We start from the raw sequence: 14429 nt of genomic DNA on the forward strand, positions 1-14429 counted from the left end.
TGAATAGCACGTCTATACCCTGAAGAAATTGTAATCCAAACCGGTGGCGGATGCTCGCCAATTTGCTTGTATGAATGGTCATTTTTTGCTATGTTTAAATCTAAATAGCGGAAGATCAGAACAGGAGATATCATGAGAGCTTTTCACGAGAACAGAACGTATGGAACAGCTTTTCCCTTCACTGCATTTGTGTGTCAAAATATAGATTTCCTGGCCCACTGGCATAATGATCTGGAGATCATCTATGTACTGGAAGGCTCAATCCGGATGGGGATCAACTCGGAGACACGGGTACTGCATGCAGGCGATCTGGCCGTATGCAGCAGCGGAGATATTCACTACTATGACAGCAAGGACAACACATCGAAGCTTATTCTTGTCATCTTTAACCCGGCGCTGATCGGCTTCCCTGCAGGCTGGCCCCTGAATCTGCAGCTCACCTCCCCTTTCCGGGAGAACCGGCCGTCTACACCGGAGGATGAGGTCATTAACCGGCGTCTGTCCGCGATTATGCAGGAGCTGCTGCAGGAGCATCTTCTGAAGCCTCCGCATCACGAGCAGCTGATGACCGGCCTTTTGCACGAGCTGTGCGCATTGATTCTGCGGCATATGCCGCTGGGAGTAGTCAATCCTCATAAGGATAAACGGCGCATTACGAATATGAAGATCATGCAGGAGGTTCTGGAATATCTTGACGTCAATTACATGCATCCCATCACCCTGGCCGACGCAGCCAATCACGCCAACATGAGCCTGTTCTATTTCTCCCGCTTCTTCAAAAGCATCTCGGGCATGAGCTACGTCGCCTATCTCAATAGTATCAGGGTCAACCAGGCCGAGCGGCTGCTGCTGAATACCGGCAAAAGCATACTCGATATCGCGCTGGAATGCGGTTTCTCCAACATCCGCACCTTCAACCGTGTATTTAAACAGGTCAAGCAGCGGACACCGAGTGAACTGCGTTGATCATGAGTGAATGCTGCGGTTCTGCTAATCATCGCTTGCTTATTTACCGGGAAGTCACTACAATACACTTATTACAACTCTTTTAATAATAGAATTATAATCATCCGGGAGGAAGGTTACGATATGGTAAATCCGTCTCATAACACACAGCTGGTCAAGAAAATAAACGTGGAACTGGTTAAAAATATACTCCGCACATCCGGCACAGGCACCAAAGCATCCATCGCCGGGCAGACCCGGCTGAGTGTAGCCACCTGCGGCACCATTCTCAATGAACTGGTTCAGACCGGGGAGATTCTGGAGCTTGGGTGGGAGGAATCCAGCGGAGGCAGACCGGCACGGAAATATCAGTTCAACGCCAATTATTCCCTTATGATCTGTATGATCGTGCGTTCGGAGGGCGGGATTCAATCCATTAGCTATGCGCTGGCGAATCTGAATGGTGAGATCCTGGAGCAAACGGATAAGGTACATGAGCAAATTACCGTAGACACCCTCACGGACTGGCTGGATCAGATTATTGAGGTTCACCCGAATGTTCAGGCGGTCGGCATCGGCATTCCCGGTGTAGTCCAGCAGGACCGGATTGGGATCTGTGATGTTCCGGCGCTCGCAGATCAGCCTCTTGGCATTCTGCTGAAGGAGCGCTATGAAGAGGTTGAGATTATTATCGAGAACGATATGAATCTGACGGTTTACGGCTTGTATCAGCGGCTGTTTCCGGATGAGGAGAGACATTTTGCCGTGCTGACCTTCCCCAAGAACCATTTCCCGGGGGCCGGCTTTATGGTGAATGGACGATTGCTTAACGGGAACAGCTTTTTCAGCGGAGAAGTGTCTTACCTGCCTTATGGCATTCCGAGGGAGCAACAGCTGCAGCTCCTGCAGAAGGGCGGAGATCCCGGCAAGCTGGCTATACATGCACTGGTATCCATTATCAGCATCATTAACCCTGCTGCGATCGTTGTCACCGGTGACAATATATCCCCAGAGATGCTGGAGGATCTGCGCAGCGGGTGCCGGGAGATTATTCCGACCGAGCATATGCCTGAGCTGATCATCCAGAATGACACCCGCCGGGAATACATGGCAGGACTGATTACAACAACCATGGAAAGCCTGACCTACCGGTTCCAGCTGGTGGAACGGAAGTAAGCCAAACATTATTTTATCATCATTCAGGAGGCATCCCTTTGAAGGCTCAAGCACGCAATTCTACAGGCAAGCGCAACACGATCTATATCATGCAGCTCGTAACGATCTTTCTGGGCTTTGTCGTCTTCGGGATCTCGGAGAATATTAAAGGACCTGCAATCCCGCGGATTCAGCTCGCTTTCAATCTGGATGAAGGACAGCTGGGTACACTGCTCTCGCTGAATGCGCTGGGCTACCTGATCGCCTGTTCGTTCACTGCTATTCTCGTCCGCAAATGGGGCATCAAGGCGGTCAGCATTATTTCATTCGGTTCTATGGTTCTCTCCGGAGTACTGATTTTCCTGTCGCATACCTACCCTTTATTCGCTTCCTCCTACTTCCTGATGTACATCGGCAACGGGATGCTGGAGATTGGCCTGGCGATTCTGGGGGCACGTATTTTTGTAAAAAACACGGGGATGATGATGAATTTATCCCACTTCTTCTATGGACTGAGTTCGACTGTAGCGCCGCTACTGGCCACCGGGGTTATGTCACTAAGTGTGTTTGGACATATGCTGGACTGGCGCGGAATGTATCTGGTGATGCTGTCGCTCTGCCTGTTGCCGATTGTGTCGGCGCTGCGCAGTACGTTTCCCGGAGATGATCTGCCGCACGAGGACCGTACCTCCTTCAAGACCTTAATGCGCGATCCTGCGCTCTGGATGATGGTGATGATCCTGTCCTTCGGGGTTGTCTCCGAGCTCGCCGTGGGCGGCTGGCTGGTTAATTTTCTGGAAAAAGCCTACGCCTGGGATACCGTCAAGGCCTCCGGCATGCTGTCCGCCTTCTTCCTGCTATTCTCGCTGGGAAGACTCGTAATCGGACCGCTGACCGACCGGATCGGCTTCGTGCTCTCGCTGATTATCTTCTCAATGTTCTCGGCAGGCTGTACCTTTGTAGCGCTGGCCGGCGGGGAAAGCCTGGCTTTTCTGTTCGCCTTGTCCGGGGCAGGGATCGCGATCATCTACCCTACCGTCATGGCCTTTATTGCCCGCCGCTATCCTAACGGGAGTGACACCGCCATTACTTTTGTAGTGACGCTAATGGGTCTCGGCAGTGTTATCGGGAACTATATTATCGGCTGGGTGATTGAACTCGTTAAGACGGTCTATGGCCGTTCAAGCGAGCTTGGTCTGCTGCGCGGCCTGCAGGCGGGCTATGGCTTCATCGGGTTATGTGCTGCGGTCTGCTCCGTGTCGGGAATTGTGCTGTATGTGTATTTGAAGCGGAGAGGGGAACTGATCTGAGGGCAGTTGTATAACTAAGCAGCGGCTCTCCTGCTCCGGAGGACCGCTGCTCTGCATTGTGTCAGGCGCTTATAGATATTCTTTTAGATTATTAAGTACCACCATGTACCCATTCGCATACATATGAATCCCGTCCATCGTGTACTCTTCCTTCAGATTCCCTTCCTCATCCGTCAACCCTTCATTCACATTAATGAACGTATATCCATGCTGCGCTGCTAATTTCTCCACTTCGGCATTGGCTTCGAGTAACGCGGCATTTGTTCTGGTGCTGAACATTCCTGCCTTCATCTCTTGATCCACTCCGCTGAAATCAGCCTTAGCATTCACCGGATAGTACGCCATGACATACACCTTGCATGCCGGCAGCCTTGCTCCGATCTGCGTCAGAATCTCATTATAGTTCGCAAGCAGATGCCCGACTTGATATTCGCCGTCTGCTGAGCTGATGTCATTGGTGCCAATATTAATGAACAGCTTAGAAGGCTCCAACTCAACAATACATTCCTCCAGGGAATGTAACAGCTCACTGGTTACATACCCTGCAATTCCGCGGTTGTAAATAATCGTCTGCTTCTCCAGCGTCTGCTGTAATTCATTCACCGGAAAGTACTCCATCAGTGAGGAGCCAGCCATTACGGTCTGTCCTTTCTTGGCATATGTATTCAGAATCTTAACCTTTTTGACTTTCTCTTCTTTCTCTTTTCTCATATTATTGTTCATAATCTCGTGGATAAGGTCTTCCTGCGTCAATGTAATCTCCTCCATTCTACTATTGTTATACACTATAACTGAGCTTACAGCTCCCTCCAAATTGTGTCGGAAATATGGTAATTGATCTCAGTAAAACTAATTTGTTCTATGCACACGTGTTCCGAATATCCTATATATCGGGTGCGGGCAGAGGTGCACATCTGGTCAGGACACCTGCAAGATACCGGTTCACCGGATCTATACTCTACAGTTGAAGGGCGGAATATTATTGAAAAAGGTTGTGGGCTTACTCCTGTCGGTTGTTATGTTGTCTTCGTTCTATGTTGCCAGTCCGGCCAAGGTATCCGCTGCAACGCCAATTGTTGTCAGTACAACGATTGTAGTTCCAGCAGGAGAGACCTTTAACGGCAATGGCCAGACTTATATCGCCAATGCCAGTACACTTGGAGATGGCAGCCAGGCAGAGAACCAGAAGCCAATCTTCCGGCTGGAGAAGAATGCTACACTCAAAAATGTAATTATCGGTGCTCCCGGCGCAGACGGGGTGCACTGTTATGGAAACGCTACAATCTCTAATGTGACCTGGCAGGATGTGGGCGAGGATGCATTGACACTGAAAGCCTCCGGTACAGTCAATATTACTGGTGGAGGTGCATATAAAGCTTACGATAAAGTGTTCCAGGCAAACGCTGCGGGCACAATCAACATTAAGAACTTCAGAGCCGACGACATCGGCAAGCTGGCCCGCCAGAACGGTGGAACCTCCTACGCCGTGAACTTCACACTGGACAGCTCTGACATCTCGAATGTCAAGGATTCCATCTTCCGTACAGACAGCAGCAACAGCGCCGCAAAAATCACCAACACCCGCTATCACAATGTACCCACCCTGTTTAAGGGCTTCGCCTCAGGTAAAACCAGCCAGTCGGGCAACACCCAATATTAAGGTGAAGTAAGCTGGCATAAGTACAACCGAATAATCAATCCAACACTTACCTCCTCTATCCATAGAAGCCAAGCGCTATAATTGGATGAGGAGGTTGATTATATGTGTGGACGCTTTACCATTACAGTCACCCTGGAAGAACTAATTACGCATTACTTAATCGATGACAGCAAATTAGCTACGCTGAAACCCAATTATAATGTAGCTCCTATGCATAATGTTCCGGCGGTAATTGCCAGTGACGCGGGAACACGCTTGGGGGAACTGCGTTGGGGGCTGGTACCGTTTTGGGCCAAAGATGAGAAGATCGGCAGTAAGATGATCAATGCACGCGCGGAGACGGTATCCGAAAAACCTGCCTTTAAACGGCTGCTTAAATCTAAGCGCTGTATCATTCCTGCTGATGGATTTTATGAGTGGAAAAAGGACGGGACCAGCAAGCAGCCATATCGGATCCTCATGAGTGATGGCAGCCTCTTCTCCTTCGCCGGATTGTATGACACTTGGGAAGATCCAGAAGGAAAGAAACTAAGCACCTGCACTATCATCACCACTACTCCGAACAGTTTGATGGAGGGTATTCATGACCGAATGCCGGTTATATTGAGACCTGAAGATGAAGCTGATTGGCTGGGGAGAGACAATGACGATGTCGCGTCCTTATTAAAACTGCTGAAGCCTTACGATGCAGCGAAAATGCGGGCTTATAAAGTCCCTTCGGCTGTTGGAAATGTACGGAATAACTCTAAGGATCTGCTTGAGGATATTGGATGAAAAGCAAACCCGTCGGATCATACCTGACGGGTTTGTTTACGTTTTGTAACGAAAAGAAACCATTGAAGATTTAGATCCTTTATTTAAAAGCAAGAACCTTTACTCGGGATGGGTTTCAGCTTTTTATTTATATACATCGGTATTTATATGGCTTGCACAAAAAAAGCACACGAAAGATAATCTTCGCATGCCTTCTTTATATACAGGTAACAGAAATTGCGGGTTGCGCTGCTTCCTACTCCTGCTGCCCGCCCTGATATTCGGTTTCATCCTTGCGTATTTCCCGGCCCTCCGCCTTCGCCTGTTCGAGTAGCTCCGCCGCATCATCCTGAGGCTTGTATCCGATCAGCTCCTCCAGGTAACCGATGGTATAATAGTTGTCACTATTCGCCGAGGTCCCGTACAGATTCAAATATTGCAGTTCCTCATCCGCCTGGATACAGCAGTTGACCAGCTGCAGCAAATCACGCTCCGAGATCCAGATATGCCCTGCCCGCTCCGAATGGGGCCGGTCATCCCCGGGGAAGTTGCCAATCCGGATATTCAGTGAAGAAATCTTGCCTTGATCCGAGTACAGACGGCCGAGCAGCTCGATATAACATTTGCTTAATCCATAGAAGCTGTCCGGCCGGTAAGGGTCTGAAGGTCCCGTTGTCTCATCCGACTTATAATAGCCGGTCGCATGATTGGAGCTGGCGAATATAATGCGCCGTACCCCATTCTGCACAGCTGCCTCAAATAACTTATATGCACCCGCTACATTCCCCTGAAGCACTTTACCGAGGAAATCGTCTTCATCCTTAATCCAGGCAAAGTGGAGCACCGTATCGACATCCTTAGTAAGCTCCGCCAGCCGTGCTTCATCATTAATGTCCAGTTGAACGATTCCTTGCTCTTCATCCGCTTCTATATCCGCTCCGGTAACCTCGTATCTGCTGTCCTCGTTCAGCCCTTTGAAGAGTGCATTGCCGATTCTTCCAGCCGCTCCGGTCAGTAAAAGTTTGCGTTTCATTCATCCCATGCCCCTGGGGAAAAGATTACAAACAGCTTGAATTTTACAGTACTAATGCAGTATTCGTCACTTGATGATTATCGTATAAATTATAAACAGCCAGGATGCTAAAAATAATCAGCATACCCAGGACTCCAAATTTCCTGCCTCTATTAAGAACAAATTTTACAATAAAGACCAGTCAAAATAACATAAGAAAGCCAAAAATATAGCAAGAAAACCGTGTTCCGGTCCCCGCCCCCTCTCCGGCTCAGCCAATCCCTCAAAATATCGCAAAACATGATGCGGAAAAACAGTTCCGCTCTTATTTTATAATGGATGCGAAGCGCTGCAATTAATGGTAAGCGGTTTCAAGAAAAGCGGGGTTCATATCTTTGCGGAGGAGGGCAAGTGAACATATTTATTGTCAAAATGATCAGAAATTGCTTAGAAAAGGAGATTCATATGAGGAAAAAAAGCTTAAAGCTGCTCCCCCTGGTGTTGATACTTTCATTACTGCTGTCAGGCATCTCTTACGCGGATGTAACATCTAATTACGTTAACCCGCTGATGGGCGGTGCTGATCCTACCGTGGCTAGGGCTGCTGACGGTTATTACTATTCTGCATCTTCAGGCGATAATAACATCACCTTGAAGAGGCATGAAACCATTCTCGGCGTATCTACGGCCAAAAGCAAAGTGGTCTGGAAGAAACCCGATAACTTCGGCTATGTGTGGGGTCCTTATATCTACCGGCTGGACGGCAAGTGGTATCTGTATTTCTCTTCCGGCCCGGAGAACAGCTTCGGATATGGGCATCCAAGCTCCTATGTTCTGGAGAACGCATCACCCGATCCTTTTGAAGGAACCTGGGAGCTGAAGGGCGAATCCGCCAATGAAGACAGCAACGGGCAGGTTACGGTCAAGCAGGGGCTGCTGAACACGCAGGGATATGGTTTGGCCTGCGGCGTAGTCTCCATTAAAGGGGAACCCTACTTCACCTATACCAAATACTATTATTTCAAGGACCCGCAGAATCCGGATAATACGAAATTCGATGAGAGTCCGACGATTGTCAAAATGAAGAACCCGTGGACCCTGGAGGGGCCGGAAGGCACGGTGGCCAAACCGGAATATGATTGGGAAAAGAAAAACGATAATATCAACGAAGGCGCTGCGGTAGTCGAAAGAAACGGTAAAATCTATTTTGCCTACTCGGCCAGCAGCTTCATGAATGATAACTATGCGGTAGGCGTATCCGTTGCGGATGCATCCTCGGATGTGATGAATGCGGATTCATGGGTCAAATATCCTGAGCCTGCGATGAAAAGATCGGACGAGAACAGCTCGTATGGCCCCGGCTCTCCCCTGTTCCTGAAGTCCGAAGACGACAGCGAGGATTGGATTCTGTATCACGGGATACCGACCCACGGGCAAGGCGGCGGGAACAGAGGAATCAGAGCGCAGCGGATCCATTGGGATGATAATGATTTCATCAATCTTGGCATTCCTTCCAATCCCGGCACAGTCCTGAACAGACCTTCCGGAGAAGAGAGAAGCGAAATCTATGAAGCCGAGGAGGCAAAGCTGTCGGGAGTAGCAAGAATTTCCGGAGCAACCGCTTATGCTTCGGGCGGCGTATACGAAAAATACAATAACAGCAGCGCTAATGACTATATAGAATTTACAGTTAACACTACCGCTGGCGGGACCTACTCGCTGGATTTCCGATACAACAATAATACGGCGAATCCGGTTACTATGAAATTAGGCGTTAACGGGGGAGCAACCCGCGATCTGTCCTTCCCTTCGAATGCCGGATTTGAGGCGAATTTCGATCTGAAATCCGTTTATAACCTTCCGCTTAACGCCGGAAGCAACACAATCCGCCTGTCCGGCAAGAGTGCTTTGGCTCTGGATGCCATGATTATCAAGCGCAGCACCTTGTATGAAGCAGAAAATGCCATACTGTCCGGAAATGCAAAGGCTGATGCAGATCATCCGGGTTACAGCGGAACGGGATTTGCCGGAGGGCTCTGGACCTCTAGCTCTGCAGTTACCTTCAAGGTAAATGCCGCTGCTGCCGGCAGCTATTCGGTTAAGCTGGGCTACAGCCTGGGATTCAACGATGACCGGACGCTGACTATGTATGTGAACGGGCAAAAGCTTAAGCAGGTCGATTTCTTCAGCCTAAAAAGCTGGGACCGCTGGGCCGACCGCTATGACAATGTTTTCCTTCAAGAAGGGGAAAATACGATCACATATAAATATGACGAAGGCGACACCGGCAACGTCAATCTGGACTTTATAACCGTAACGGAAGCAACTACCTGGCATTATGGAGCTGAAGATGCCAAGCTGGCTGGCGGGAACGATGCTGCAGTTGTTTACGCCAAAGACGGAAATCTGGGAACCGGTTATGTTACCGGGCTGTCCAAAGCGGGTTCGTCCGTAGAGTTCGCGGTAAATGTTGAGAATGCGGCATCCTATGATGTGAAGCTGAGATATGCCAAAGAAGCTGCAGGTTCAACCTATAGCCTGTATTTGAACGGCACGAAGATTAAGAATATTACCCTCCCTTCTACCGGCGGACTTACGGCCTGGAAGGAGCAGCTTGACACGTTAAGCCTGAAGGCGGGTAAAAACACGATTACTTATAAGAATGAAACAGGAAACTCCGGCATGCTAAATATGGACAGTATTCATCTTAACAAGCGTACTCCGTGGAGGTACCAGGCCGAAGATGCCACCCGGCAAGGAAGCCTCAAGGTAGTCAGGGATCATTTATGGTATGAGGGCAACGGGTTCGTAGGCGGATTTGAGCAGACCGGGGACACGCTGAAGTTTGAAGTAAATGTCCCTAATACGGCTGATTATACATCGACTTTGCGGTATTCCGGTGTACAAAGCTCGAATATCACCATGTCGATGGTGGTTAACGGACAGAGAATCAAGCAAGTGTCCTTAACTCCGACAGCGAATTGGGATGTCTGGGCTAACAGTACGGAGTCCTTAAATCTCATAGCCGGTAAGAATACGATTGAATTCATCCGCGAACAAGGAGATACCGGCAGATTCAATGTCGACAGTCTCACGATTGATAAGACGAGCGGCGGATTCATGAGCTCGATTGCGGGGAAGATCATCCCGGAGAAAATGGTCAAAATCCAGCCCAAGCACAGTGGAAAAGCATTAGATGTGGACAGAGTGTCCAGCGATCCATTAGCGGTGATTAACCAGTGGTCGAATGGCGACGGCAACAATCAGCTGTGGAGATTCCTGGATCTCGGTACAGGCTATTATCAGATCCAATCGGTCCAAAGCGGCCACGTGCTCGATATTCTTCCCGGTTCAGCAATCCAGCAGCTGTGTCAGAATACGAAAGCTTCCGGAACGATACCGGATACACAGCAGTGGAAGCTGGAGAAAGACGGAGATTACTACAAGATCGTTAACAAAAGCAATAATAAGGTAATCACTGTAGAAGGAGCGTCAAAGAGTGACGGTGCAGCAGTGAGAGTAGCGGATGATCAGGCAAAGGATAACCAGCGGATGAAAATTGAAGTCCGCAACCTCAGCAATAGTGAAATTAGTGCTCTGACCGAGCTGAACGGGCGCTATGATATTACTTTTGACGCAAATGGCGGAAGTCCGGCACAGACAGTCGTTCAGGCTGCATACGGCGAACAGTTAACTGCTCCGGCCGTAATGAATAAAGGCTATGTGCTGGAGGGCTGGTACAACGATTCAGAAAAATGGAATTTTGCCAATCAGACCGTGCCGGGTGTAATGACGCTGACGGCGAAATGGACCCAAAAGGCGCCGGAGGTACAGATTGTCAGTGAGGGCTTGATGCGGGCGGGGCAGGACGGTATGCTCCGCGCCGCTGGTAAAGGTGAAGGAACACTCTCCTTCACCTGGTACCTCGACAAGGGCGATGGCTATGGTTATGGCGAGCCGGTCGGTTCGGGTGATAGCCTGACGCTGGCGGCGTTGACGGAAGCAATGAGCGGCTACCGCTATAAGGCGGTTGTGGCAGACGATAGCGGCTTAACCGGCGAGCAGGAATATATATTGCAAGTGCTCCCGGCTGCAGTAGAGTGGATTACCCCTGCCTTCGCGGTAGATTTACCTTCTGCGATGGACGCCGTTGAGGGCGAACCCTTGACGCTGCTTGTTGATGCAACAGGTGACGTGGAGTCTATCGGCTGGGAAATGAAGCGGCCAGACAGCGTCGATTGGCTGCCGCTAACGAGTGTTACCGGTGCAGTATACCGTTTCACACCGGGAATGGAAGAGAACGGGACAGCTTACCGAGTTGTGCTGACCGGCAAATCGGAGGTGCATCCGGAACGTATCACCGGAACAGAGCTGGTGCTCAAGGTCTATCCGGCACATGAAATTCCGGTGATCCAGTCGTTCACGGCAAGTGTAAATCCGGTAAAGGAAGGGGATTCCGTTACCTTTAACGTTGTAGCCCATTCTGTGTATGGAGAGCTGAGCTACCGCTGGCTGAAGGACGACCTTGTCCTGAACGGTGCCGCCAGCAGCAGTCTGACACTGGATAAGGCCGCTATATCTGATGCGGGGGCATACAAGGTTGAGGTTATGAACACCCGTATGATCGGGGAGTATGCTTATGTGGATGCGGTCCCTACAGAGACGATTGAGCTGACTGTCAGCCGTCAGCCGGTAACGCCAACAGATCCTCCGGTGACACCAACGGACCCGCCGGTGACAACCAGTCCGCCGTCATCTACGGCGAAGCCTGCGGCAACACCACAGCCTACCGCAACGCCGGGTCCTTCGGCTGCAGTCATTACTGCCGCTCAGTTGAGCAGTCCAGCGGTGAACGGTGTAGTTACTGTCCAGGTAGGGCAAGCGGCGGCGGTTGAGCTTCCGGTGAATGCCGGGACGCTGCTGGGAACCCATTCCCTCCGTGTACAGGGAGACGGAATAGAGCTTGTGCTGGCGCCGGAGCTGCTGAAGCAGCTGGCCAAAGCCGTGCCTGCTGCTGGGAGCAGCGGCGCTAAGATTGTGCTGAAGGTGCAGCCTAAGATATTAGAAGCTGCGAAGCTGAAGACAGAAGCTGGCGTAGCGCTGAAAGGCAAGCTGATGGATTATGACCTGAGTCTGGTAAGCGCAGACGGGACAGCGCTCCATCTGGAGGATTATCCGGTTCCGGTAAGCGTCAGCTGGCCAGCGGATGGGCTTGATTCGAGGCTGCTTGGCCTGTACCGTGTGAGCAGTGACGGTACACTCACTTATCTGGGCGGGGCAGCCGAAGCGGGCGGGCTGAAGGGACTTCTTGACGGCAGCGGTACGTACGCGCTGCTGGAGTATTCCAAGCAATTCAGTGATGTTCCGCTTACACACTGGGCCTTCGAAGCCTTGCATGAGCTGTCTGCGAAACATCTGATCCGGGGAGTGACGGAGCAGGCTTACCAGCCTGGACGGAACATTACCCGGGCTGAATTCGTGCAGTTGATGTCCGGTGCGCTGCAACTGGGCGGCGGCAACAGCGGTGGCGGTGGCAGCGGAAACGTTGGCAGCAACAGCGGGAACGATAGTAGCGGTGCCAGCGGGAACGATAGTAGCGGTGCCAGCGGGAACATCAGCGGGAACGGCGCCAGCAGTGGCAGCATCGCATTCGCTGATGTTCCGCAAGATGCCTGGTACAGGGATGCTCTTTCCGGCATGGTGCAGGCAGGGCTGATTGCCGGACGGAGTCCGGTGTCCTTCCAGCCGAATGCAGAGATCAGCCGTGAAGAGATGACCGTCATTCTGATGCGGGCTTACAAGCTCCAGCATGGTGCAGGTGCAATCCCGGCCGCTGTAGACATCACTTCTATGAAGGATGCAGCGGAGATCTCCGGCTGGGCAGCAGAACAGGTAGCCTCAGCCGCTTCACTGGGCTTCGTGAACGGACGGGCGGACGGGACCTTTGCTCCAAAGGCTGCTGCCACCCGTGCAGAAGCTGCACAGCTTCTGCTGAATTATTTGAAGTAAGGAAATGAGAGGCGGATATTACCGGTTCTGCTGCAAGGCATAAACAAGGCGCTTCCCTGGAACATTGTCCGGGGAAGCGCCTTTTGTTTACCCTGTAATTATTCACCTGTAGCTTATTCGGGCTGTACAGCGACCTTCCATTTGGCCCGTTTACCCTCGTTTAAGCACATTGTGTTCGGTTTTTCGCTTACATTTGGTCTAGTTACCTTCGCTGTAGCACATTGTATTCGGTTTTTCGCTTACATTTCGGTGCGACCCCCTTATCCCGGAGTCCTCCGTATAAAATCGGTACTTGTCGTAGCCTTGCTCTTTATTTCGCTTTTTCTCTCGGCCAGAAGAAGCAGGACTGGTCTTCTAGGGTCAGCACCCACTCCGCAAAGGTAGCTGGCGGCATGTTGCGAAGACTCGTATGCATTCTGCGGTTATTGTAAAAGTCCATGTACCGGTCCACGGCTTCATAGGCCTCTTCGAACGTGTCGAAGGCCTCTTTGCGGAACAAATCCCGATCGATATTGCTGTGGAACGATTCAATAAAAGCATTTAAATCCGGCGTTCGAGGCGGAATGCGTTCATGGGTCATCTCCCAGCTTTCACACATGTCGCCAAACAGATGGCTGATGAACTGGGGGCCGTTGTCGGTGCGGATCACCGGGCGCGCGCTGCCAGGGGCGCAGTGTTGCTCCATGGCGCGTCCCAGCGTCTGGCAGGCGTGCTTGGCCTCACACGACGATCCTCGGTGATACCCGACGATAACCCGGGTAAACACATCGATAATGCTCAGGACGAAGAAATGCCGGTCCCGGCCCGCCACATACCCGTATTTAATGTCCATCTGCCAGAGCTGGCCCGCTCCGGTAATGACTCGGTTCTCCGGCAGCTTCCGGGGATGCTTAAAGCGCTTCTGACGCTGGGGCTGCAGGATCTCCAGCGCCTGACACAGCCGGTAGCTTTTCTTGTGGTTGAGCCTCAGCCCGTGCTGGTTCCACAAGCACTTGGCCAGCAGTTTGTACCCGTACACGTGCTCTTCTCCAGCGACCAGTTCCAGGAGCATTTCCTGGATCTGCTCGTCGCTAATCTTCTCTCCCGACTCGGTCAGGGAGTAGCCGGGTAGGGGTCTTCCACGCCCCTGGGGGACGGCCTGTGCCTCCTGCTTCTTGCGTTTCTTACGGTCGTAGTACGTAGACTCTGCTAGCCCCACGAGACGGAGCACCAAGGCTGCGGTATTCCCCTGCTTAATGAACATATCGGCTACCTCGATTTTTTCGGATAAGCAGGGGTTGGCTTTTTTAGCAGTTCACGCAGAATCTCAATCTCTAACTCCTTTTCACCGAGCATCTTGACGGCCTTCTCATATTTCTGCTCGACGTCCAGCAGGCGCTTCCGTTCCTCCACCTGGTCCTGGGGATACGGATGATCTTGCTCCCCATGGGCTTCCCGGTAATCCCTCACCCACTGATTCACCGTTGATGGAGTCACCCCATACTTTCGGGCAACCACCGCCGCCTTAATGCCAGACAACACCTCTTGCGCTGCCTTCTCTCTTGTTCCTGTTAAGTGTCCCATTCCGTTCATCCTCCTCCTGTAT

11 protein-coding genes are annotated in these 14429 nt (G+C 51.2%); 6 read left to right on the top strand and 5 right to left on the bottom strand.

All coding sequences use genetic code 11. From position 1 onward, the window contains the following. Positions 1-132: 132 nt before the first annotated feature. The 3 genes from R50912_RS23195 (at position 133) to R50912_RS23205 (ending at position 3410) form a co-directional block, all read left to right on the top strand. Entirely contained in the window at positions 133-966 is an 834-nt protein-coding gene (locus R50912_RS23195) for a helix-turn-helix transcriptional regulator (RefSeq protein ID WP_042238224.1), read from the top strand. A gap of 123 nt (positions 967-1089) precedes the next feature. After that, entirely contained in the window at positions 1090-2121 is a 1032-nt protein-coding gene (locus tag R50912_RS23200; protein ID WP_042238225.1) for an ROK family protein, read from the top strand. Between the two features lie 89 nt (positions 2122-2210). Next, the gene (locus tag R50912_RS23205) at positions 2211-3410 is read left to right on the top strand and encodes an MFS transporter (RefSeq protein WP_042243046.1); all 1200 of its coding nucleotides are present in this window, start codon (positions 2211-2213) and stop codon (positions 3408-3410) included. Positions 3411-3479: 69 nt separating this feature from the next. Here R50912_RS23205 and R50912_RS23210 read toward each other — a convergent pair whose 3' ends face one another. Beyond that, complete coding sequence (locus R50912_RS23210) at positions 3480-4163, bottom strand: GDSL-type esterase/lipase family protein (RefSeq protein ID WP_042238227.1); 684 nt, start codon at positions 4161-4163, stop codon at positions 3480-3482. 265 nt (positions 4164-4428) lie between these two features. On the opposite strand from R50912_RS23210, the gene R50912_RS23215 reads away from it, so the two are divergent. Both R50912_RS23215 and R50912_RS23220 read left to right on the top strand, forming a co-directional pair. Next, positions 4429-5070 carry a pectate lyase gene (locus tag R50912_RS23215; protein ID WP_197073130.1) on the top strand — a complete coding sequence of 214 codons (642 nt, stop codon included), beginning with the start codon at positions 4429-4431 and terminating at the stop codon, positions 5068-5070. 102 nt (positions 5071-5172) lie between these two features. Then, entirely contained in the window at positions 5173-5844 is a 672-nt protein-coding gene (locus R50912_RS23220; RefSeq protein WP_042238230.1) for an SOS response-associated peptidase, read from the top strand. Positions 5845-6079: 235 nt separating this feature from the next. On the opposite strand, the gene R50912_RS23225 is transcribed toward R50912_RS23220, so the two are convergent. After that, positions 6080-6856, bottom strand: a complete 777-nt coding sequence (locus R50912_RS23225; protein ID WP_042238232.1) for an NAD-dependent epimerase/dehydratase family protein — start codon at positions 6854-6856, stop codon at positions 6080-6082. Between the two features lie 43 nt (positions 6857-6899). Beyond that, positions 6900-7037, bottom strand: a complete 138-nt coding sequence (locus R50912_RS36490) for a DUF6442 family protein (protein WP_442950528.1) — start codon at positions 7035-7037, stop codon at positions 6900-6902. 263 nt (positions 7038-7300) lie between these two features. Between R50912_RS36490 and R50912_RS34475 the strand changes: the two genes are divergently transcribed. Then, entirely contained in the window at positions 7301-12844 is a 5544-nt protein-coding gene (locus tag R50912_RS34475) for a CBM35 domain-containing protein (protein WP_156123275.1), read from the top strand. A 310-nt stretch (positions 12845-13154) separates the two neighbouring features. Here the strand turns inward: R50912_RS34475 and R50912_RS23235 are convergent, their stop codons facing one another. Together R50912_RS23235 and R50912_RS23240 are read right to left on the bottom strand one after the other, a co-directional pair. Continuing rightward, the gene (locus tag R50912_RS23235; protein ID WP_081956614.1) at positions 13155-14087 is read right to left on the bottom strand and encodes an IS3 family transposase; all 933 of its coding nucleotides are present in this window, start codon (positions 14085-14087) and stop codon (positions 13155-13157) included. Positions 14088-14092: 5 nt separating this feature from the next. Then, complete coding sequence (locus R50912_RS23240) at positions 14093-14407, bottom strand: helix-turn-helix domain-containing protein (protein ID WP_052415919.1); 315 nt, start codon at positions 14405-14407, stop codon at positions 14093-14095. Between the last annotated feature and the right edge of the window lie 22 nt (positions 14408-14429).

Source organism: Paenibacillus sp. FSL R5-0912 (assembly GCF_000758605.1).
GTDB lineage: Bacteria > Bacillota > Bacilli > Paenibacillales > Paenibacillaceae > Paenibacillus_AQ.